Below are 21345 nucleotides of genomic sequence, written 5' to 3' on the forward strand. Positions count from 1 at the left end.
CTTTTGCTGGCGCTGTGGCTCTATGCCAGCAGCGACGGCGTCGGCAGCGCGCGGGCGCTGGAACGGCTGTGCGGGAGCCACGACGTCTATCGCTGGCTGTGCGGCGGCGTCTCGGTGAACTATCACACGTTGGCGGATTTTCGGGTTGGTTGCGCCGATCTGCTCGACCGACTGCTTTGCGAGCATCTGGCGGCGCTTGCCGATGCCGGCCTCGTCACTCTCGACAGTCTGGCGCAGGATGGCGTGCGGGTACGGGCGAGCGCGGGGGCCGCCTCGTTCGGCCGCAAGGCGACGCTTGATCGGCATCTTTCGATTGCCGAGGCCGTTGTGGATCAGCTCAAGCACGAGGTCGATGCGCGTTCGGATGCCAGCAATCGGCGTATCAAGGCGGCCAGGGAACGAGCGGCGCGCGAGCGCGGCGAGCGGGTCAGAGCAGCCCGGGCCGCGCTTGAAGAGATCGAGCGCCGGCGTCAGGCGCGCGAAGAAAAGCGCGGCAATGGCAAAAAGCCGAAGGAGCCGCGCGCCTCCAGCACGGATGCACAGGCGCGGGTGATGAAGATGGCCGACGGCGGCTTCCGTCCGGGTTATAATGTGCAGGTTGCGAGCGTGGCCGGTGAGCAGTTCGTGGTCGGGCTCGAGGTGACCAATGTCGGCTCCGATCGCGGCCTCATGCGGCCGATGCTGGAGCGGTTGTGCGCGTTAAGCGGCCATCTGCCGCGACGCTATCTCGCCGATGGCGGCTTTGGCAGCGCTGAAGATATCGAGTGGGCGCATGGCGAAGGGGTTGAGGTCTTTTGTCCGCCCACTCAGTCCAAGCATGGAACCGATCCCTTCTTGCCGCGGCACGGCGACGGTCCGGGTGTGTCGGCATGGCGGGCTCGCATGGCAAGCGAGACGGGCAAGGCTCAGTACAAAGCCCGCTCGATCTGCGAATGCATCCATGCCCGCTGGCGCAACTGGAACCTACGACAATTGACGGTGCGCGGCATCGAAAAGGTCCGTGCCGTCGTGCTCTGTTACGCACTCACCAACAATATCTTGCAAGCCCATCGGCTTGCCAATGGCTAAACCGGTGCAATCACCCAGACGCCAACAAGCGACCATCCGAACTCACCTCGCAATCGTCTAACGCTCGATTGCATCGGCCAACCAAGGCCGGCCAGAAACGCACCAGATTTAAAAGCTTCACAAGCTCTGAGGTGCCCGAAGGGCCTCGAAGGACGAGGCCGGCCACCGCCGCTTCACCCAGCGTTATCGGCATACAGCACGCACCCGCCCTCGTGGTTCGAGACGGCCCTTCGTTCATCGCTGCAATCGATTCACTGGATCGATTGCTTTGCTCCTCACCCTCACCATGAGGGCTGATCGTTGTGTCCTACGCACACGCCCAACCTTGACACATCTCCCCACACGCCCTTAGCATCCCGCCCGCGTCTGCCCCACCACCTGGGGCATCGTATCCAGCCGTAACAACGGACAGAGGTTCCAATGCGCCGAGTCACTTCTCACGAAAATCACATCCGAATTTCTGAGAAGATGGTGGTTCATGCGCACTATGAATCTGGGCATCCTCGCCCATGTGGATGCAGGCAAGACTAGCCTTACCGAAAGACTGCTTTTTAACGCCGGCGTCATCGACAAGCCAGGCAGCGTCGATAGCGGCGATACACAGACGGATACGCTCGAACTCGAACGGCAGCGCGGCATCACGATCCGGGCCGCGGTGGTGTCGTTTGCGATCGGCGGCAGGACCGTCAATCTGATCGATACGCCCGGCCATCCGGATTTCATTGCCGAAGTGGAACGGGTGCTGGGATTGCTGGATGCGGCGGTGGTCGTGGTTTCGGCGGTCGAAGGCGTGCAGGCGCAGACGCGCGTGCTGGTGCGGGCGCTGCGGCGGCTCGGCGTTCCCTTCGTCTTCTTCATCAACAAGGTCGATCGCCTTGGCGCCCGATATGGGGAGGTGATGGAGGCGCTTGCCATGCAGTTGGCCGTCCGGCCGATCCCCATGTCTTCGGTCATAAATGCCGGCAGCAAGCTTGCCGGGGTGGAGGCCCTGGACCCGGGAAACGAGCCACTTTTTTCGGCGCTCTGCGAGGCGCTCGGGGAAAACGACGAAGTGCTGCTCGATGATTATGTGCTCGCCCCCGAGCGCCTGACGGGGGAAAGGCTCGGCCGCGCTCTGGCCGATCAGGTGGCGCGCGGCCTTGTGCATCCCGTCTTCGCGGGCGCGGCCATGACCGGCGCCGGCGTGCCGGCGCTGGCCTCGGCCATCGCCGCGATCTTGCCCGAGCGGCGCCCCAACCCGGATGGGCCGGTCGCCGGCAGGATCTTCAAGATCGAGCGCGGCTGGGGCGGCGAGAAGCTGAGTTATGTGTATCTGACATCAGGCACGGTGCGGCTGCGGCAATATCTCGATCTGCCGAATGGCCCGGAGAGAGTGACCGCAATCCAGCTCTTTCAGGCCGGGCGCAGCCATGGCGCCGAGAGCTTTGCCGCCGGACAGATCGCGCGCGTCAGCGGGCTTGCCGGCGCCCGGATCGGCGATGTGGTGGGCGGCGATCGGGGTGCGGCCGGAAGGGCTCACTTCGCGCCGCCGACGCTCGAAACCCGCGTGCTTGCCCGGCGGCCTTCGGAGAGGGCGGCGCTGTGGCTGGCGTTAAGCCAGATGGCCGAACAGGATCCGCTGATCAACCTGCACCGGAACGAAGATGCCGACGAGGTCTTCGTATCGCTCTACGGCGAGGTGCAGAAGGAGGTTATCCAATCGACCCTTCTGGCGGATTTCGGCCTCGAGGCGAGCTTCGAGGAAAGCACGGTCATCTTGGCCGAGAGGCCGGCGGCAACGGGAAGCGGCCTGCAGATCCTCTTCAAAGAGCCCAATCCGTTTCTTGCCACCGTCGGCCTGCGGGTCGAGCCGCGTCCCGCCGGGGCGGGCAACAGCTTTGCGCTCGAAGTGGATGTCGGCCAGATGCCCGTCGCTTTTTACCGGGCGGTCGAGGAAACCGTGTTCGAAACGCTGAAGCAGGGCATCTTCGGCTGGCAGGTCATCGATTGCCATGTGGCGATGACGGCGGCGCGCCATAGCTCACCGGCCAGCACTGCCGCCGACTTCCGGCAGCTGACGCCCTGGGTTCTGGCAACGGCGCTCTCGGCCGCGCAAACCGTGCTCTGCGAACCGGTCGACCGCTTTCATCTCGAAACGCCGGCCGAGAGCCTGGGCGGCGTGCTGACCCTGCTGGCGAAATCCGCCGCGATGACGACGGATTCGGTGATTGCCGATGGGGTGGCGCATCTGGAAGGCACTCTGGCGTCTCAGATGGTTCAAAGCGTCCAGCAGCAATTGCCGGGGCTGACGAGCGGGGCAGGGACGATGGAGACGGCTTTCGATCACTATGCCCCGATGTTAGGGGCCGCCGCGCCTGCGTCCGCGTTCGGGGCCTGATCCGTTCAACCCGGTGGAATATCTGCTGCGGTTGCGGGGAGGTGGGGAGCGCGTGTCGCGAGACGGTTGAAGCGGTTCTCGCACTCATGCAGGGTCATTCACCGCGCCGACGCGCGGTGGCTGGATTCCTGTGACGAGCACAGGAATGAGGGAGGGTGGGGCGGGCGCTCCCATCAAATCTGTCCTCGCGACAAGGTGTTGGATGGGCCGATGTAGTGGCGCGGAGGGGCTGATCCGCTGTCGGGGCACCACTTCTCCTCCCCTCATTCCTGTGCTCGTCACAGGAATCCAGCCACGGCGCGTCCGCGCCGTGAATGACTCTTAAGCTTCCTGTACAGAGAGAGCCTCGTGCTTCAAGGCTCCGCCTTGCGGGCTGCGCACCCCAGCATGAGGAAGCTTGGGTGTGCCACCAATAAAAAAGCGGCTCCCGAAGGAGCCGCTCTTGTTCCTTAAGCCGCCAGCGAGGCGATGTCGATGACGAAGCGGTAGCGGACGTCGCTCTTCAGGACGCGTTCATAGGCTTCGTTGACCTGCTGGATGTTGATCTTCTCGATCTCGGAGACGATGTTGTGCTTGCCGCAGAAATCCAGCATTTCCTGGGTTTCCTTGATCGAGCCGATCATCGAGCCGGAGATGCTCCTGCGGCCGGGGATGATCGCGAAGGCGTGCACCGGGATCGGATTCTCGGGCGCGCCGACCACCACGAAGGAACCGTCGACCTTCAGCAGGCCGAGATAGGCGTTCCAGTCGATCTCAGCGCTGACGGTGCAGATGATGAGATCGAAGGTGCCGGCGAGCTTCGTGAAAGTCTCCGGATCGTTGGTGGCGTAATATTCCTTGGCGCCGAGCTTCAGGCCGTCTTCCTTCTTGGAAAGGCTCTGGGAGAGAACGGTGATATCGGCGCCCATCGCCGAACCCAGCTTGACGCCCATGTGGCCGAGGCCGCCCATGCCGACGATCGCGACCTTCTTGCCGGGGCCGGCATTCCAGTGGCGCAGCGGCGAATAGAGCGTGATGCCGGCGCAGAGCAGCGGCGCGGAAGCATCGAGCGGCAGATTGTCCGGGATGGACATGACGTAGCCTTCCCTGACGACGATCGAGTCGGAATAGCCGCCCTGCGTCCGCGTCTTTCCGTCGGCTTCGAAGTCGTTGTAGGTGCCGCTGAGACCCGGCATATACTGCTCGCGGTCGAGGTCGCGCTCGGCGCAGCCGACGCAGGAATCGACGAAGCAGCCGACGCCGACGCGGTCGCCGACCTTGAACTTGGTGACGGCGGAGCCGACGGCCGAAACGATGCCGGCGATCTCATGGCCCGGCACGATCGGATAGACGGCGTTCTTCCACTCGTTGCGCACGGTGTGGATGTCCGAATGGCAGATGCCGGCAAACTTGATGTCGATGACGACGTCGTCGGCGTTCGGCTCGCGGCGTTCGAAGGTAAAAGGGGTCAGCGGCTTGGAAGCGTCGGTGGCGGCATAGCCTCTTGCAATAGGCATGGAACCTTCCTTTTTCGATTTTTGAGGTGGGGGTTGAGCGGTATGACGCACTATTGCCCCGAACGCGGCGAGGGAGGTAGAGTGATCCTCCAAGCTTCTTGCACGATCCTGCAAAAATGAGCGGACGGCCCGTTTTCGAAATGCCCGGGCGAACCTAGATAGAAGCCACTTCGGATTAGAGCCGATCAGCAGGCGTCAGACAGAAAGAGTTGCCGCATGACTTTGCCCTTCAGCCCCTACCAGGAAATCGTCGACATCGCGATGCGCTTCGCGCCTGGCGATGGCGAGTTTTCGACCGCGATCGGCAATCTCCATGTCAGCCGTCGGTCCAAGCCCAGCGATCCCTTGCACAGCAGCTACCGGCCCTGCTTTGCCTTCGTGCTGCAGGGGGCCAAAAGCCTGCAGCTCGGCACGGAGCTCATCAGCTACGGCACCGGGGATTATCTCTTGACCTCGCTCGACCTGCCGGTCGCCTGGCGCGTCACCGAGGCTAGCCCCGAGGTTCCGCATCTCTGCCTGGGGCTGGCAATCGATTCCGAGAAGCTCTTGGAATTGCTGAGCCGCATCGACATTCCGCGCCCGGCCGCCGATACCGACGGGCAGCGCGGCATGGTGGTGAACGTCGCGCCGCCGGAGCTGATGGATGCCGCCGTTCGTTTGCTGCGCTTGCTCGATCGTCCAGGCGACATTCCCGCCATGGCGCCGCTGATCGAGCAGGAGATCCTCTACCGCGTGCTGACCGGGCCGCACGGCGCGCGGCTGATCAATATCGCGACGGCTGACAGCCACAGCAACAGGATCGCCCGTGCCGTCGCCTGGCTGAAGGAGAATTTCGCCCGGCCGCTGCGCATCGAGGACCTCGCCGAGCGCGTCAATATGAGCGTGTCCTCCTTCTATCACCATTTCAAGTCGGTGACGGCGATGACGCCGGTGCAATACCAGAAGCAGCTGCGCCTGCACGAGGCGCGCCGGCTGATGCTGGTGGAGCGGCTCGATGCCGGCACCGCCGGCCACCGCGTCGGCTATCAGAGCCCGTCGCAGTTCAGCCGCGAATACAGCCGCCTCTACGGCGCTTCGCCGGCCCGCGATATCGACGGCGTGCGCGAGATGATGGCGGCCGAATAGAGCGCTGCGCCCGGCGCGATACACTTGCTTTCCGCTGTATTAAAGGATGCTTGACGTTTCCCGGCTAGGCTGGCGCCATCCATCAAGCAGGCACCGTCGTCCGCATGACGCAAGCACCGTTTCTTTCTATCGTCGCGCCTTGTCACAACGAGGAAGAGGGGCTGCGCGAATTCTGCCGCCGCGCCTCCGCTGCCGCGCAGAGCGTTGCCGGCGATGCCTTCGAGCTCATTCTCGTCGATGACGGTTCTTCCGACGGCACCTGGGAGATCATTTCGGAACTGGCTGCAAAAGTGCCGCAGGTGCTCGGGGTTCGCCTGTTGCGCAATCATGGCCACCAGCTGGCGTCGACGGCGGGCCTTTCCGCCTCGCGGGGCGAGCGCGTTCTCCTGATCGACGCCGATCTTCAGGATCCGCCCGAACTGCTTTTGATGATGATGCCGATCATGGAGCGCGGCGCAGACGTCGTCTACGGCCAGCGCACGCGCCGCGAGGGCGAAACCTGGTTCAAGCTCGCCACCGCTTCGCTGTTCTATCGCACGCTTTCCAGGCTCGCTTCCGTGACCATCCCGCGCGATACCGGCGATTTCCGGCTGATGCGCCGGCGCGTCGTCGATATTCTGCTGGCGATGCCGGAACGCGATCGCTTCATCCGCGGCATGGTCAGCTGGATCGGCGGCAGGCAGGTGGCGCTGCCCTATGAGCGCGACGCGCGTTTTGCCGGCACGACGAAATATCCGTTGCGCAAGATGATCAATTTCGCGCTCGATGCGATCACCAGCTTTTCGACGACGCCGCTACGCATCGCCACATGGCTCGGCATGATCAGCGCCGGTGTGGCGATGGCCTTGCTCGTCTATACCTTCGTGCGCTGGCTGCAGGGCGAGACGGTCACCGGCTGGTCGTCGATCATGGCCGCCGTCAGCGCCTTCAGCGCCATCCAGCTGATCTGCATCGGCATCATCGGCGAATATCTCGGCCGTCTCGTGCAGGAGAGCAAGAGGCGGCCGATGTTCATGATCGAGACGATCCTGCGTGGCAGCGAACATGCCGAGCTGCCGACCGCTTTTTCCGAGATGGGCGCCGGCGACAAGCGCGCAGCACTGGATGCGGCCTTCGTGCCAGGCGAAGCGCGCGCGAAAAAGAACAGCCGGGCCGGATGATGGATCGGATTGCTGCGCCTGTTCATGCGGCAGCCGGACTTGAGGATCTGACCGCCCGGCAAGACTCCACGGTTGCGATCATCGCTTTCGTTGCGCTCGCCGCGGCGCTGGTGGTGCTCTTTCCCTTTCCGCCGGTTCTCGATTACGCCAATCACTACGCCCGCATCTGGCTGCTTTCGGGCGGCATCGGCGATCAGCCGTTTCCCGAGATCTATGCGATCGACTGGAACCGAACCTTCACCAATGTCGGGATCGATCTTCTGGCAGCCTGGATAGGGCCGCTCGTCGGCGCCGACCGGCTGGCGCGAGCCCTGCTTTTCCTGGCGATCGTGCTGCCGCCGCTTGGCGCGATCAGTCTGCACCGGACGCTCTTCGGCGGCCGGCATTATTGGCAGATCGCCATGCTGTCGCTTGGCTGGTGCGCCACAATGATCGGCGGCTTCATCAACTTCCAGATCGGCCTCGGCATGGCTCTGTTCTTCGCCTGTGCCGACCTGCGGCTGCAGCGCCGAAATTTCGCGCTGCTGTTTGCCTGGAGGCTTGCCGCCGCGCTGCTGTTGACGGTGATGCACCTCTTCTCGCTCGGCTTCTATATGGCTGTTGTCTGCGGCCTCGAATTTTCCTGGCGTTTCGACATCCTGCGATCGAAGGCAGGGCTGGTGAGGCTCGCCGGCCGTCTGGCGCTGGCGATCGGCGCCTGTTCCTTGCCGCCGCTTGCGCTCTATCTGCGCACGACCGCCTTGCCGAATGCCGGCGGCGATGGCCTCGGGCTGGTCTGGAACGATGGCCTCGTCCCGATCGTCATGAACCTGCTTTCCGTCATCACCACCTATGTCCCGGTCGTGGATGTCCTGCTGGTTCTGCCGCTGATCCTCATCTGCACGCGCGCCGCTCGCGCAGGCGACATCCGTATTCATGCGGGCCTTGCGGTTGCCGCCTGCGGACTGCTGCTTCTCTCCTGCACCGCACCGCTCCACATGCTCGGCACCGGGTGGATCAGCTGGCGCTTTCCTGTGATGGCGGCGCTCGTCGCCATGGCGATGGTGTGCCCCTTTGCCAATCTGACGCGCCGCCACGCACTGTTTATGGCGCTCGTCGTCAATCTCGCGGTTTTCGGCCGGACCGGCTGGGTCGGCTGGAATTGGTGGCTGGCGCAGAAGGACGTCGCTGCCGTCGAGACCGTGCTCAAAAAGGTGCCGGCCGGTGCGGCCGTACTGCCTTTGGGGCATGAGGCCGAGATGGTCGGCGGCTTTGCCCATTCCAACCGGCATTTCGCCTGGGGGCTGGACACTTTCCGGCACCTGCCGACGCTCGCCGTGCCCTTTTCGCATGCTTTCGTGCCGACGCTCTTTACCGCTAAAGGCAAGCAGCCGCTCACCGTTCTGCCGCCCTGGTCGGAGATCGCGGTTCCCGAGGGCAATCTGGTATCGGTCGGCGTGCTTTCCTGCCCTGAGATGATGCAGGTATACAAAGCCTATGCGCCTTATCTCTCCGACTGGCGCGGCCGTTTCGATTTTATCCTGGTCGCCAACGCCGATATTCCCGACCGTTATGTCGGCGCCTCGATGCCGGTCGGCGTGACGCTGGTCGAGGATGCCGGTTTCGCCAAGCTCTACGCGATCGACAAGGCGGCGCCGGGAGAACCTCTTTCGGTTCCCGCCGGTTGCGTGTCGGCTCATGAACCGCTGCCAGCCCTGAGATCGAGCGCAAGCTGTCGCGCCTGGCGGGCCGTGTCTTCGTCGCAGATCAGCACGTTGCCCAGACCGGACAGCAGCACGGCGGCGATGGCCTGCGCCTTGTTCAGGCCGCCAGAGGCGAAGATGACGTTCGGAATGGCGCGCAGCGCTTCGAGCTCGGGCGCGATCGCGCATCTGTTGATCGCATGTTCGATCGGCTGCCCTGTCTTGTCGACGAACTGGCCGAGAACATCGCCGCAGGCGCCGGCTGCAACCAGTTCCTCGATATTGATGCTGCTCGGCAGGCCGTAGCGCATCAGCAGCGAGCGTTCGGTCATGTCGCCGATGCTGAGCACGATGACATCGTTGGCCTCGATCTGGCGAAAGGCCGTTTCAAAAACATCCTGCTTGATGATCGCAGTGCGCGACTCCGGGCTGCCGGCATAGATCGGCGCTGCAAGATAGGCGCATTCGGCATTGAGCTGGCGGGCGAGATCGCTCGCAATGTCGAACGTATTGATCTCGATGCCGTGCGTCAGTCCGCCCATGACCGAGTTGACGCAGAGATCGGGCCGTCTCAGCGACGGCATGTGGCGCACCATTTCGCGAAGCGTCGCTCCCCAGCCGACGCCGACGCCGCGGATGTTGCCGCCGTTCAGCAATTGCACGAGATAATCGGCTGCCGCCTGTCCGAGCAGGACGGGGATGAGTTCCGCATCCTCGGGCGTCGGAACGATGATTGCCCGATTGAGCGAGAATTCGGCCGCCAGCTGCTGCTCCAGGGCGACGCAGGAGGTGAGCCGGGAATTGAGGGTGATCGTCACGAGGCCGGAGCGGCGCGCCTCGGCGATGATCTTGTTGACGCGAAGCCGGTTGGTCGACAGCGCTTCGGCGATCTCGCCCTGCGTGCGTCCCTCCATGTAGTAGAGCCAGACGACGCGCACCTGCATCTGCTCGTCGGGGAGCGCTGCAGGCGCAAGAGAAGCACTTCTGTTCTGTGACATGCGATAAACTGCGCCTCCGCTTCGACGCCATGGATCTCAAATCCCCGGCGCTTGTCAATCGCAGGGGCCTGCCGTCAGCCGGTCAATCGGTTCGCCGCCCCGTCGTCCGGTTGAAGGGATGCAGATCATCCCTTCTCACATGACAGGAAATCCGGTCGCCCTCCTGCAGATGCTGATCGGTAGGGACGCTCGCGACGATGCGCTTATCGCTGCCGTCGATGCGCAAATGCACGTTGTTCTCATCACCAACGGTCTCGATCAATTCGACATAAGCGTCGAACCGGAGATCGTGCGCCGATCCGGCGCCGAGATCGACCGCGCCCGGCCTGATGCCGATGAGATCGGTATCCCTCGGTAGCGGGAGGTCGCAGGGGCCGAACTCGTCGAGATCGATGAGGTTCATCGGCGGAGAACCGATGAAGCCGGCAACGAACACGGTCTCGGGGCGGCGATAGACCTCGATCGGTGTGCCGATCTGCTCGATCCTGCCGCCGTTCATGACGACCAGCCGGTCGGCCAGCGTCATCGCTTCGAGCTGGTCGTGCGTGACGTAGAGGCTCGTCGTCTTCAGCTGCCGCTGCAGCCTGCGGATTTCGACGCGCATCTGCACGCGAAGCTTCGCATCGAGATTGGACAAGGGCTCGTCGAACAGGAAGGCGGCGGGATCGCGGACGATGGCGCGGCCCATGGCGACGCGCTGGCGCTGGCCGCCCGAGAGCTGGCGGGGGCGCCGCTCGAGGAACTCGCCGATCTCCAGAATGCCGGCGGCGTTGGCGATCCGCCGGTCGATCTCGCCGCGCGGCACGCGGCGGTTCTTGAGGCCGTATTCGAGATTCTGGCGAACGGTCATGTGGGGATAGAGCGCGTAATTCTGGAAGACCATGGCGATGTTGCGGTCGGCCGGATCGACATGGCCGACATCGTTTCCTGCGATCCTGAGATGGCCGGAGCTGATGGCTTCGAGGCCGGCAATCATCCGCAGCAGGGTCGATTTTCCGCATCCCGACGGGCCGACCAGCACGATCATCTCGCCATCGGCGACGCTGAGATTGATCCCTTTTACCGCGGGGACCGCTCCGTAATTCTTCTTCAGATCGATCAGTTCGATTGCTGCCATGGCATCCTCCTTCGTCGTCGTCATACATTTGTAACACGCTATTGACATTTGTAACAAGTAACCCCAACCTTGTTTTATCGCCACTCTGGGAGGGGTTGACCGGCGCAGACGCGCCGGTCGGCGAACAACGGCTATGGAGAGGAAAACGAAATGACGGCAAAGTCTTCGATGGGCGCCCGCTTGCGGCGGACGATCCGCTCGTTCGCGGCGGGCGCGGCTCTGGCGACGCTCGGATTGGCAGCTGCGGGTGACGCCAGCGCGGCCGATCGCGTCAAGATCGAATGGTGGAATGCGGCAGGCGGGCGCCTCGCCGAGATCACCAACAAGCTGATTGCCGACTTCAACGCCTCGCAGGACAAATACGAGGTCGTCGGCATCGGCAAAGGCAATTACGAGGAGACCATGGCGGCGATGGTGGCCGCCTACCGCGTCCACCAGCAGCCGGTGCTGATCCAGGCGGCCGAGCGGGGATTCCTGACCATGTACAATTCCGGCGCCATCATTCCGGTGCCGCAACTGATGGAGAAGGAAGGCTACAAGATCGACTGGAACGATTTCGTCGCGCCGGTCGCCGGTTTCTATCTGGTCGACGGCAAGCCGGCGGCGATGCCGTTCAACAGCTCGACGCCGATCTTCTGGTACAATGCCGATCACTTCAAGGCAGCCGGTTTCGACAAGCCGGGCGAGACCTGGCAGGAGCTCGACAAGCAGCTGCGTGCCATCAAGGAGAAGGGCGTTTCGAAGTGCCAGATGGCGCTGGCGAACGACTTCTACTGGAGCCTGATCGAGAACTACGCGGCGATCCAGGACCAGCCTTACGGCACCAAGGCGAATGGCTTCGGCGGCCTCGACACCGAATTCATCTTCAACAAGAGTCCGCTGGTGGTCGGCCAGGTGACGCGCCTCAAGACCTGGCTCGACGCCGGCATCCTGCAGATCGCCGGGCAGGGCCTCTCGCCCGACCAGCTCTTCACCTCGGGCACCTGCTCGACCTATGTGGCCTCCACCGCCGCGCATGCTGCCGTCGAAAGCGGTGCGAAATTCAATTGGAGCGCGACGTTCCTGCCGCATGAGGAGGGCATCGAGCCGAAGAACAGCACCATCGGCGGCGGCGCGCTCTGGGTCCTGAAAGGCAAGTCGGAGGAAGAATATGCCGGTGCCGCCGCCTTCCTGAACTTCCTCGCCTCACCGAAGACGCAGGTGTGGTGGAGCAAGCAGACCGGCTATGTGCCCGTCACCAACGCCGCCTATGAACAGGCCAAGTCCGAGGGCTATTTCAAGGATCACCCGACCCGCGAGATCGCCATTCTCCAGCTCACGCGCGGCACGCCGACCGACAATTCGCGCGGCTTCCGTTTCGGCAACCATAACCAGTCGATGGCGCTTCTGGTGGAAGAGATCCAGGGTGTGTGGACCGGCCAGAAGACCCCCCAGGAGGCGCTGGATGCGGCGGCGGCGCGCGGCAACCAGATCCTTCGCCAGTATGAGCAGCTTCATGCAGCAAAGTAGAACCTTGGGAAAGATGGAAGGCGCCTCCCGGCGCCTTCGCATCCCGGATCTTCTGTCGACGGGGCGCTCGATCGCGCAGCCTTCCGAGGCCGGGTTGAAGTCCGCCCATTTCAACAGGCCGTGGCTTGCCTTCGGCCTGGTCGCGCCGCAGCTGCTGATCCTGCTGTTCTTCTTTTTCATCCCGTCCTACAAGGCGCTGTCGCTGGCCTTCGTTCAGGTCGATCCCTTCGGCGGCACGCAGATTTTCGTCGGGCTCACGAATTTCTACAATCTCTTCGCCAGTCCGGAATATCGCGGCAGCGCGCTGTTTACGCTCTGGTTCACCGTTGCACAGAACGCTGCGACGCTTCTGCTTGCCGGCCTGTTCGCCTTTGCCACTGATTTCGTGATCAGGGGCAGGGGGATCTACAAGAGCATCATCCTGCTTCCCTATGCGATCGCGCCTGTCATTTCGGGCGTGATCTGGGCCTTCCTCTTCAATCCGGCGGTGGGGCCGGTCGCGCAGCTTCTGCATGGGTTCGGTTTCGAATGGGACCCGAACCGGCGTCCTTTCGATGCGCAGCTTCTGGTGACGATCGCCTCTGTCTGGAAGAATGTCTGCTACGATTACATCTTCCTCGTCGCCGCATTGCTGGCCGTGCCGGCCTCGCTGCTGGAGGCGGCAAAGCTCGACGGCGCAAGGCCTGTCCGGCGCTTCTTCACCATTTCGCTTCCGCTCATCTCGCCGACAATCTTCTTCCTCGTGGTGATGAACTTCGTCTACGGCCTGTTCGAAACCTTCGGCATCATCGACGCGGTCACCCGCGGCGGTCCGGCGGGGGCGACGAACAGCCTGGTCTACAAGGTTTATCAGGATGGTTTCGTGCAGCTCGACCTCGGCTCGTCGGCCGCCCAGTCGGTGCTTTTGATGCTGATCGCCATCCTCTTCACCATCGTTCAATTCCGCGCGCTCGAGCGCAAGGTCAATTACCAGGTGTAGCCATGCCCGAACGCCATCTCGGTCTATCGATCTTCTGCCACGCCATATTGTTGATCGGCGCGGTTTTCGTCTGCCTGCCGCTCTACTTCGCCTTCGTCGCCGGCTCGCTCACCTTGCAGGAGGTTCAGCAGGCGCCGTTCCCGATCTTGCCCGGCTCGCATTTCTTCGAAAACCTGGCCGCCGCCTGGCAGCAGGGCGAGTTCTCCCAGTTATTCCTGAATTCGATCATCGTCACCGCCGGCATCGTCGTCGGCAAGCTGGCGATCTCGCTGATCGCCGCATTCGGCGTCACCTATTTCCGCTTCCCGTTCCGCATGACGGCGTTCTGGCTGATCTTCGTGTCGCTGATGCTTCCGGTCGAGGTCCGCATCATTCCAACCTATGAAGCGGTCGCCGATGCTGCCGGGCCGATCCGCTGGCTTGCCGGCACGATCGGCCTTTCCGGCGTCGTCGAACGGCTGACCGGATACAGCATCGAAGCCTCGCTGAAATGGAACATGGTCAACAGCTATGCCGGGCTGATCCTGCCGCTGATCGCCTCTGCCTCGGCGACCTTCCTGTTCCGGCAGTTCTTCCTGACCGTTCCCGACGAGCTTTGCGAGGCGGCCAAGCTCGACGGCGCCGGCCCCCTGAAATTCTTCAAGGATATCCTGCTGCCGCTGTCGCGCGCCAATATCGCGGCGCTGTCGATCATTCTGTTTCTCTACGGCTGGAACCAGTATTTGTGGCCGCTGCTCTTCACCACCGACAAGGAGATGGGAACGGCCGTCCTCGGGCTGAAGCAGCTCGTTCCCGTTTCCGACTCGGCACCTGCCTGGAACATTGCGATGAGCGCTGCGCTGCTCGTTATGCTGCCGCCCGCGGCCGTCATTCTCTTCATGCAACGCTGGTTCACCAAGGGGCTGGTGGACTCCGGAAAGTAACACGAAGATTTCAAGGATATTCAGACGATGGTGCATATCATCGGCCACCGCGGTGGCCGCAATCTCTGGCCTGAAAACAGTCTTTCGGGCTTCCGAAAACTTGCGCAGATGCCGGTCGACGGCGTGGAATTCGACATCCACCTGACACGGTCTGGCGAAATGCTCGTCATTCATGACCCGACGCTCGAACGCACCACCGATACACATGGGCCGGTCGCCGATCTCGGACCCGGAAAACATCGTGAAATCCGCCTCAAGGACAGCGACGGGGAGGCGATACCGACGCTGGAAGAGGTCCTTGCCATCTTCAAGGCCACGCCGCTCGAACTTCACATCGAACTGAAGACCCTTGCCGATGGGACGCCTTACGAGGGGTTGGCGGCCAAGGCATTCGCTGCCGTCGAGCGGCTTGGTCTAAAGGAGCGCTCGATCCTGACGAGCTTTCATCCCGACGTGCTTGCCGATATTCGCAAGGCCGCGCCCGGAATTCGCACCTTGTCGTCCTTCGACGCCAAGTCGGCCGAGCGCCTCGGCCTTGCGAGCGGCCTCCGCCTGATGAAGCAGTGCTCGGATATTATCGCGATCGAGAAGTCGCTGCTTCAGGCGAAGTGGGACGAGATCACTCAGCTCGTGCCGCTTGACCGGCTCGGCGCCTGGGTTCCGAACGAAACGAGCGAACTCGAATATTGGCTCGCCAAACCGATCCGGCAGATCACCACGGACCGGCCGGATCTCGCCCTGCAGGCGCGGAGGTGAGGCATGCTCGATAGCCGCATCGATCATCCCGGCACGCGAGGCGCCATGGACAGCATCGACCTCGTGATCTTCGATTGCGACGGCGTGCTGATCGACAGCGAGCCGATCGCCAGCCGCACGCTCGCGGAAACGCTGCAAGGCGCCGGTATTGCGATCAGCGCGGCGGAGGCCCATGTCAAATTCACCGGCAATTCGGAAAGCATCATCGCCGAAATGTGCCGGCGCGAATACGGGATCAGCGATGTGCCCGCGCTGTTCGAGCAGTGGCATCGCCATCTGTTCGAGGAATTCGAACGCTCGCTGAAGCCGATTGCCGGCATTGCCGAGGTCGTCAACAACCTCGACCGTCCGAAATGCGTCGCATCGAACAGCACGATGCAGCGGCTGCGCAACAGCCTCGGCAAGCTCGATCTCTGGAGCGCCTTCGCCGAGGGCGTGTTCAGCGCCGAAGCTGTCTCGCGGCCGAAACCGGCACCCGACCTGCTGTTGCATTGCGCCGAGCGCTTCCGGGCCCGTCCGGGCAAGTCAGTCATGATCGACGACAGCGTTCACGGCGTGGCGGCGGCACTGGCCGCAGGCATGACGGCCATCGGATTCGTCGATCCGGCCGATCCGAGGCCCGGCCGCCGCGGGGTGCTCGATGCCGCCGGAGCCGCCGCCGTCGCGACAGGGGCAGGGGAGCTCACCGCCATTCTGGAAAATGTCGGAGGCAGGCTGTGACGGCGAGCTCGCCAGCGCGTGCTCGCCTTGCCATGTCGCCGCGACCGCGTAATGTCAGCGTCCCCGGCCACAGCTGCCCATCAACCCGATCCCTGGCGATCTGAAACGAGAGACCATGAGCGACACATCCCACACCCCGGAAGCCGGCGCCAAATATGTCATCGGCGTCGATGTCGGCACCGGCAGCGCCCGGGCGGGCCTGTTCGATATGGCCGGCAGCATGCTTGCCTCCGCCAAGCGCAATATCAGCCTGTTTCATGAAGCCGGTTCCATCGTCGAGCAGTCGAGCAGCGAGATCTGGCGCGCTGTTTGCGCCGCCGTGCGGGAGGCGGTTGCAGCAGCCGGCATCGATCGGGCTTCGGTGGTCGGGCTCGGCTTCGACGCCACTTGCTCGCTCGTCGTCCTCGGCGAAGGCGGCAAGCCGCTGCCCGTCGGGCCTTCGGAAGATCCGGACCGGGATATCATCGTGTGGATGGACCACCGGGCCGTCCCGCAAGCGGAGCGCATCAACGCCTTCGGGCATGACGTGCTGCGTTATGTCGGCGGCCGCATCTCGCCGGAGATGGAAACGCCGAAGCTTCTCTGGCTCCGGGAAAACCGTCCCGCCGTGTTCGATGCCGCCTGGCAATTCTTCGATCTTGCGGATTTCCTCACCTGGCGGGCGACCGGCGACCTGTCGCGCTCGACCTGCACGGTCACCTGCAAGTGGACCTATCTCGCCCATGAGAAGCGCTGGGACGGCAGCTATTTCCATCAGATCGGCCTCGGCGTGCTGGCAGACGAAGGTTTTGCCCGCATCGGCACGTCCATCGTCGAGCCGGGTTCGGCGCTTGGTCAGGGACTGACCGCTGCGGCAGCGGATGAACTCGGTCTGCTGCCGGGAACGGCGGTCGCGGCCGGGCTGATCGATGCCCATGCCGGCGGCGTCGGAACCGTCGGCGCCGATCCGCAGGCCAATCTCGCCTATGTTTTCGGGACCTCTTCCTGCACGATGACATCGACGGCGGAACCGTCTTTCGTTTCCGGCGTCTGGGGTCCTTACTATTCGGCGATGGTGCCGGGCCTCTGGTTGAACGAGGGCGGCCAGAGCGCCGCCGGCGCGGCGATCGACCAGCTCCTCTCCTTCCATCCGGCGGCCGGCGAGGCGAGGGAGCTTGCGACGAGCGCGGGCATTGCGCTGCCGGTCCTGCTTGCCGACATGGCCGCCGACAAGGCGGGCCGTGCTTCCGATGCGGTCAAGCTGGCGGCCGGGCTGCATGTCGTTCCCGAGTTCCTCGGCAACCGCGCGCCCTTTGCCGATCCGCATGCCCGGGCTGTTATCGCCGGTCTCGGCATGGAGCGGGATGTCGACAGCCTGGTTGCGCTCTACATCGCCGGGCTTTGCGGCATCGGCTACGGCCTCAGGCAGATCATCGAAACGCAGGCCGAGGCGGGCGTCAGCGTCGAAAACATCGTCATCAGCGGCGGCGCCGGCCAGCACGATTTCGTCCGCCAGGTGCTCGCCGATGCAAGCGGCAAGCCGGTGGTCGCCACGAAGGCCGAAGAGCCGGTGCTGCTCGGCGCAGCGATCCTCGGCGCCGTCGCCGGCCGCCAATTTGCCGACGTGCGCGCGGCGATGGGCGAACTCACCAGGGTGGAAACACGTTTTCAGCCGTCAGACGGCGAGGTTTCCGACCTCCACCGCAAGCGTTACGAAGCGTTCAAGGAGCTGCAGACGCTGGCGCGCAAGCTTCGCAGCTGACATGGCTGCGCGAGGCTAATTGTTGATGGCGATGATCGCCCAATGGCTCTCGTCGCAGGCGTTGTCGTCGCAGACCGCGCCCATCCAGACGGCGCCGTTTGCGAGCATGACGCCCTCGCTGCTGACGAAGAGATCCTGATATTGCTGGCGGCCGACGGCGCGGCGGGTCTCCGGCGTCACCAGATCGTCGAAATTCTCGACGAAATCCTCGGCGCTCTCGACATCGTAGGTCTCGCCATTGGCCTTCACGCTCAGCGGATATTCGGCAAGGCCGGCAATGGTCTCGGCATCGCCGGAGCGCATGGCGAGAACGAGCTGGCGCAGCGGCCGGTCGAAGCCCGCGGCATCGCCGTGCAGTTCCTCGATGCGATCATAGACCTCGCTATCCTGCGCGGCGGCGCGGCCGGTGAAGGGCGCCGCTGCCAGGAGCATCGCTCCAGCCAGGAGAAGGGCAGCAGACAGGCGCGGCATGGAAGGCTCCCGGCAAATGACGTTCGACAAGCATTATGCAATCGCCATCAGTGTCCGCCTATCCAATTCTGGTGCTGCGCCCGCCTTTCCCGTATAAAAATCTCCCGGGCCTGGCTTGACGGCCCGTTCGGTTTGCCGCATAAAGCTCACGAACCGTACCGTACGGTACGTATATGGGAGCCATGACCGTGTCCGTCGATACTGCAGAGCCGAGCGAATTTTCGCCGCGCCAGAACGCCGTTCTGGAGCAGGCGCTGCGGTTGCTCGTCGATGGCGGTGAGAAGGCGCTGACGACCTCGGGTGTCGCGCGTGCCGCCAATTGCTCCAAGGAAAGCCTCTACAAGTGGTTCGGCGACCGCGATGGCCTGCTCTCGGCGATGATCGCCTATCAGGCGAGCAAGGTGCGCACCTTCGAGCGCAACGGTGAGCGGCTGACGGCGGCGAGCCTGCACGACCATGTCGTCATCTTCGCGCGCGACCTGCTGGAGGTGCTGGCCGGCGACGTCTCGCTGGCGCTGAACCGGCTCGCTATCGGCCAGTCGCATCGCGACGGCTCGAAGCTCGGCAAGCTCCTTCTCGAGCGCGGCCGCCGCCAGATCGACCGTCGCGCCATGGCGCTGATCGATTCCGGCAAGAGGGCAGGGCTCCTGCGCTTTGCCGATGCCGACGAGGCCTATCATACGCTTTACGGCCTTGTTGTCTCCGATCTGCATGTGCGCATGCTGCTCGGCGAACCCGGCCTCAAGGATACCGCGCGCCAGGCGGAGAAGGCGGTGACCGCCTTCCTCCGGCTCTACGGCACGGAAAAGGTACTGGCGGAGATGCCGGCTCTCGGCTGATTTCGCCTTAATGACAGTCAACAGGACAAGCACAAGGGAAGGAACTTCAAATGCGCGTCTATTACGATCGTGATGCCGATCTCAACCTCATCAAGGCCAAGAAGGTCGCCGTCATCGGCTACGGTTCGCAGGGCCGTGCCCATGCGCTGAACCTCAAGGACAGCGGCGCCCAGAACCTCGTCATCGCGCTGAAGGCCGGTTCGCCCACAGTCAAGAAGGCCGAAGCCGACGGCTTCAAGGTCATGACGGTTGCCGAAGCCGCCGGCTGGGCCGACCTGATGTTGATGGCGACGCCGGACGAGCTGCAGGCCGACATTTACAAGGCCGATATCGCTCCGAACATCCGTGACGGCGCTGCCATCGCTTTCGCCCACGGCCTCAACGTGCATTTCGGCCTGATCGAGCCGAAGGCTTCGGTCGACGTCGTCATGATCGCGCCCAAGGGCCCGGGCCACACGGTTCGCGGCGAATACCAGAAGGGCGGCGGCGTTCCCTGCCTCGTGGCCGTTCACCAGAACGCTTCCGGCAATGCGCTTGAACTCGCTCTCTCCTACGCCTGCGGCGTCGGCGGCGGCCGTTCGGGCATCATCGAAACCAACTTCCGCGAAGAGTGCGAAACCGACCTCTTCGGCGAACAGGTCGTTCTCTGCGGCGGTCTCGTCGAGCTCATCCGCGCCGGTTTCGAAACGCTCACCGAGGCAGGCTACGCGCCCGAAATGGCCTATTTCGAGTGCCTGCACGAAGTGAAGCTGATCGTCGACCTGATCTATGAAGGCGGTATCGCCAACATGAACTACTCGATCTCCAACACGGCCGAGTGGGGCGAATACGTCACCGGTCCGCGCATCATCACCGAAGAAACCAAGGCCGAGATGAAGCGCGTCCTCAAGGACATCCAGACCGGCAAGTTCACCTCCGAGTGGATGCAGGAATACCGCTCCGGTGCTGCCCGCTTCAAGGGCATCCGCCGCAACAACGACAGCCACCAGATCGAGGAAGTCGGCGCCAAGCTGCGCGGCATGATGCCCTGGATCGGCAAGAACAAGCTGGTCGACAAGTCGGTCAACTAAGCGATTTCGCTGACATTGAACGGGAGGCCGGGGTGAAAGCTCCGGCCTCTTTTGCTATTGCTGGCTCCGTTATCGACGCTGTCATATTGGGATTTTGATGTGTTTGAAGCGATTATGCGGTCTGCAAGGCAGGACTTGGAAGACAGCCTCGAGACGCTTTATCCCGCATTCTTCGAATATCCTTTTCCGTCTTCGCTGGACGCTTCGCCGTTGCGCGACGCAGAGAAGATCCTCACCGCGCTCAAATCGGCGCCTTTGCGGGAAATAAATGCGGCGGAGCTTGGCCCATATGCAGCAAGTGCGATAACGACAGTCGGCTCGGTCGATGACTTCAGGCACTTTCTGCCGCGCATTCTCCACTGCGCTCTCTTCAATACTTCCGCACCAGGCTTCGAGCCGCCGACTGTCGCTTCCAAGCTTTTATTGTGTGACTGGCAGCAATGGCCGATTGCCCAGCAGACAGCCATCGCGAACTTCTTTTATTCGGCCTGGGCCTATAAGAGGCTGCAGGACCCCGATTCCGGCGCATCGGCTTGGGACTGGATCGTGGCTATAGCGATGCTCGATCTTCAGTTCCAGCCATGCCTTGATCTGTGGCTAAAGCAGCCAATGCCGAACGCCTTCTTGCAACTCGCCAGTGCCGATCTCAAAAGCCTCTACCGGGGAAATGGCTACTGGTGTGATGTCGCGCCGGAAAAGCGCCTTCGCGTCATTGAATGGCTCAAGGGCGATATCATCGAAAATGCATTCATCGGCTTGATTGATGCTATACCGCCGCAACGGGATTGGCTCATCGAGCGACTACTCGATGAAATACGAGAATTGCGGCGTCTGCCTTCTCGCGTTGGGTCGCCGGATTGACGACGTCGCTCCCGCCGATCTTAGAAGCGGTCGCCCCATCCGGCTTTGCAGAGGACAGGCTTGCCGTTCCATATCGTCCTTCATGACCAAGCACCTGAATGGGGGCGAGAGACCATTCGGTCTGGTCTTCTGATCCGATAAGATCCGCGGCAATCGCTGCGAAGCCCGCATCCAGATCCCACGGCTGGCTTCCGTCGAGCGCCGCAACGACGAGCGCTGGAAGCTCCGAGTTGCGCGGATGCGGCCGAAGGTGGAAGCGTTCGGGTTGGAGGGCGGTAACGTCGGGAAATGCGGGCGGCGCCGTGAAAATGAAGTCACGAGTCATCCATCGTTGCGGTTTAAAGACCATTCCAGCTCCTCTGCCTATCCTGCCTGTCTCTGGCACTTCGACCTCATCTTCATGACGGGGGAGTTATAGGGCGGAGGCAACGTGTCGACCACGGCAATGTCCAG

17 protein-coding genes and 2 pseudogenes are annotated in these 21345 nt (G+C 63.1%); 14 read left to right on the top strand and 5 right to left on the bottom strand.

The window, feature by feature from the left end:
- Together CO671_RS26000 and CO671_RS26005 are read left to right on the top strand one after the other, a co-directional pair.
- On the top strand, positions 1–1068 hold a 1068-nt coding region (locus CO671_RS26000), incomplete at its 5' end, for a transposase (protein WP_097608348.1).
- 478 nt (positions 1069–1546) lie between these two features.
- A pseudogene (locus CO671_RS26005) lies at positions 1547–3515 on the top strand (translation factor GTPase family protein).
- Positions 3516–3894: 379 nt separating this feature from the next.
- Here the strand turns inward: CO671_RS26005 and CO671_RS26010 are convergent.
- Positions 3895–4941 (bottom strand): NAD(P)-dependent alcohol dehydrogenase, encoded by a 1047-nt coding sequence (locus CO671_RS26010; RefSeq protein WP_097608349.1) that lies wholly within the window; start codon positions 4939–4941, stop codon positions 3895–3897.
- Between the two features lie 216 nt (positions 4942–5157).
- Between CO671_RS26010 and CO671_RS26015 the strand changes: the two genes are divergently transcribed.
- The 3 genes and pseudogenes from CO671_RS26015 to CO671_RS26025 form a co-directional block, all read left to right on the top strand.
- Positions 5158–6066 carry an AraC family transcriptional regulator gene (locus tag CO671_RS26015; RefSeq protein ID WP_097608350.1) on the top strand — a complete coding sequence of 303 codons (909 nt, stop codon included), beginning with the start codon at positions 5158–5160 and terminating at the stop codon, positions 6064–6066.
- Between the two features lie 104 nt (positions 6067–6170).
- Complete coding sequence (locus tag CO671_RS26020) at positions 6171–7226, top strand: glycosyltransferase family 2 protein (RefSeq protein ID WP_097608351.1); 1056 nt, start codon at positions 6171–6173, stop codon at positions 7224–7226.
- A pseudogene (locus CO671_RS26025) lies at positions 7226–8902 on the top strand (hypothetical protein); the annotation flags it as partial. The gene CO671_RS26020 and the pseudogene CO671_RS26025, both read left to right, overlap by 1 nt.
- Here the strand turns inward: CO671_RS26025 and CO671_RS26030 are convergent.
- Both CO671_RS26030 and CO671_RS26035 read right to left on the bottom strand, forming a co-directional pair.
- The gene (locus tag CO671_RS26030) at positions 8902–9906 is read right to left on the bottom strand and encodes a sugar-binding transcriptional regulator (RefSeq protein ID WP_097608352.1); all 1005 of its coding nucleotides are present in this window, start codon (positions 9904–9906) and stop codon (positions 8902–8904) included. The pseudogene CO671_RS26025 and the gene CO671_RS26030 sit on opposite strands and share 1 nt — an antisense overlap.
- Before the next feature lie 82 nt (positions 9907–9988).
- The gene (locus CO671_RS26035) at positions 9989–11023 is read right to left on the bottom strand and encodes a sn-glycerol-3-phosphate import ATP-binding protein UgpC (RefSeq protein ID WP_097608353.1); all 1035 of its coding nucleotides are present in this window, start codon (positions 11021–11023) and stop codon (positions 9989–9991) included.
- Positions 11024–11173: 150 nt separating this feature from the next.
- Here CO671_RS26035 and CO671_RS26040 point away from each other — a divergent pair, with 150 nt between their 5' ends.
- The 6 genes from CO671_RS26040 (at position 11174) to CO671_RS26065 (ending at position 17651) form a co-directional block, all read left to right on the top strand.
- The gene (locus tag CO671_RS26040) at positions 11174–12532 is read left to right on the top strand and encodes an extracellular solute-binding protein (protein ID WP_097608354.1); all 1359 of its coding nucleotides are present in this window, start codon (positions 11174–11176) and stop codon (positions 12530–12532) included.
- Positions 12533–12545: 13 nt separating this feature from the next.
- Positions 12546–13511 (top strand): ABC transporter permease subunit, encoded by a 966-nt coding sequence (locus CO671_RS26045; RefSeq protein ID WP_170965056.1) that lies wholly within the window; start codon positions 12546–12548, stop codon positions 13509–13511.
- 2 nt (positions 13512–13513) lie between these two features.
- On the top strand, positions 13514–14434 hold the full coding sequence (locus CO671_RS26050; RefSeq protein WP_010029419.1) for an ABC transporter permease subunit: 921 nt from the start codon (positions 13514–13516) through the stop codon (positions 14432–14434).
- A 27-nt stretch (positions 14435–14461) separates the two neighbouring features.
- A complete protein-coding gene (locus CO671_RS26055; protein ID WP_097608356.1) occupies positions 14462–15190 on the top strand; it encodes a glycerophosphodiester phosphodiesterase family protein in 729 nt (242 codons plus the stop codon).
- 3 nt (positions 15191–15193) lie between these two features.
- Positions 15194–15910, top strand: a complete 717-nt coding sequence (locus tag CO671_RS26060; RefSeq protein WP_097608357.1) for an HAD-IA family hydrolase — start codon at positions 15194–15196, stop codon at positions 15908–15910.
- 115 nt (positions 15911–16025) lie between these two features.
- On the top strand, positions 16026–17651 hold the full coding sequence (locus CO671_RS26065; RefSeq protein WP_097608358.1) for an FGGY-family carbohydrate kinase: 1626 nt from the start codon (positions 16026–16028) through the stop codon (positions 17649–17651).
- A 15-nt stretch (positions 17652–17666) separates the two neighbouring features.
- Here the strand turns inward: CO671_RS26065 and CO671_RS26070 are convergent, their stop codons facing one another.
- Positions 17667–18122 carry a hypothetical protein gene (locus CO671_RS26070; protein ID WP_097608359.1) on the bottom strand — a complete coding sequence of 152 codons (456 nt, stop codon included), beginning with the start codon at positions 18120–18122 and terminating at the stop codon, positions 17667–17669.
- Between the two features lie 173 nt (positions 18123–18295).
- On the opposite strand from CO671_RS26070, the gene CO671_RS26075 reads away from it, so the two are divergent.
- From CO671_RS26075 to CO671_RS26085, 3 genes are all read left to right on the top strand, one after another.
- On the top strand, positions 18296–18961 hold the full coding sequence (locus tag CO671_RS26075; protein WP_010029103.1) for a TetR/AcrR family transcriptional regulator: 666 nt from the start codon (positions 18296–18298) through the stop codon (positions 18959–18961).
- A 50-nt stretch (positions 18962–19011) separates the two neighbouring features.
- On the top strand, positions 19012–20031 hold the full coding sequence (gene ilvC / locus CO671_RS26080) for a ketol-acid reductoisomerase (RefSeq protein ID WP_097608360.1): 1020 nt from the start codon (positions 19012–19014) through the stop codon (positions 20029–20031).
- A gap of 99 nt (positions 20032–20130) precedes the next feature.
- Positions 20131–20892, top strand: coding sequence for a hypothetical protein (locus tag CO671_RS26085; protein ID WP_141514351.1), 762 nt, complete (start codon positions 20131–20133; stop codon positions 20890–20892).
- Here the strand turns inward: CO671_RS26085 and CO671_RS33460 are convergent.
- Positions 20822–21241 (bottom strand): hypothetical protein, encoded by a 420-nt coding sequence (locus tag CO671_RS33460; RefSeq protein WP_141514350.1) that lies wholly within the window; start codon positions 21239–21241, stop codon positions 20822–20824. The two genes, CO671_RS26085 and CO671_RS33460, sit on opposite strands and share 71 nt — an antisense overlap.
- Between the last annotated feature and the right edge of the window lie 104 nt (positions 21242–21345).

Origin of the sequence: Rhizobium sp. M10, assembly GCF_002531955.1 — a bacterium.
Taxonomy (GTDB): domain Bacteria; phylum Pseudomonadota; class Alphaproteobacteria; order Rhizobiales; family Rhizobiaceae; genus Rhizobium; species Rhizobium etli_C.

Coding starts and splice junctions, on each gene's coding strand:
- CO671_RS26035 (WP_097608353.1), bottom strand. CDS start 11,023: ATGGCAGCAATCGAACTGATCGATCTGAAGAAGAATTACGGAGCGGTC.
- CO671_RS26070 (WP_097608359.1), bottom strand. CDS start 18,122: ATGCCGCGCCTGTCTGCTGCCCTTCTCCTGGCTGGAGCGATGCTCCTG.
- CO671_RS26010 (WP_097608349.1), bottom strand. CDS start 4,941: ATGCCTATTGCAAGAGGCTATGCCGCCACCGACGCTTCCAAGCCGCTG.
- CO671_RS26075 (WP_010029103.1), top strand. CDS start 18,296: ATGGGAGCCATGACCGTGTCCGTCGATACTGCAGAGCCGAGCGAATTT.
- CO671_RS26065 (WP_097608358.1), top strand. CDS start 16,026: ATGAGCGACACATCCCACACCCCGGAAGCCGGCGCCAAATATGTCATC.
- CO671_RS26045 (WP_170965056.1), top strand. CDS start 12,546: ATGGAAGGCGCCTCCCGGCGCCTTCGCATCCCGGATCTTCTGTCGACG.
- CO671_RS26030 (WP_097608352.1), bottom strand. CDS start 9,906: ATGTCACAGAACAGAAGTGCTTCTCTTGCGCCTGCAGCGCTCCCCGAC.
- CO671_RS26015 (WP_097608350.1), top strand. CDS start 5,158: ATGACTTTGCCCTTCAGCCCCTACCAGGAAATCGTCGACATCGCGATG.
- CO671_RS26040 (WP_097608354.1), top strand. CDS start 11,174: ATGACGGCAAAGTCTTCGATGGGCGCCCGCTTGCGGCGGACGATCCGC.
- ilvC (WP_097608360.1), top strand. CDS start 19,012: ATGCGCGTCTATTACGATCGTGATGCCGATCTCAACCTCATCAAGGCC.
- CO671_RS26060 (WP_097608357.1), top strand. CDS start 15,194: ATGCTCGATAGCCGCATCGATCATCCCGGCACGCGAGGCGCCATGGAC.
- CO671_RS26020 (WP_097608351.1), top strand. CDS start 6,171: ATGACGCAAGCACCGTTTCTTTCTATCGTCGCGCCTTGTCACAACGAG.
- CO671_RS26050 (WP_010029419.1), top strand. CDS start 13,514: ATGCCCGAACGCCATCTCGGTCTATCGATCTTCTGCCACGCCATATTG.
- CO671_RS26055 (WP_097608356.1), top strand. CDS start 14,462: ATGGTGCATATCATCGGCCACCGCGGTGGCCGCAATCTCTGGCCTGAA.
- CO671_RS33460 (WP_141514350.1), bottom strand. CDS start 21,241: ATGGTCTTTAAACCGCAACGATGGATGACTCGTGACTTCATTTTCACG.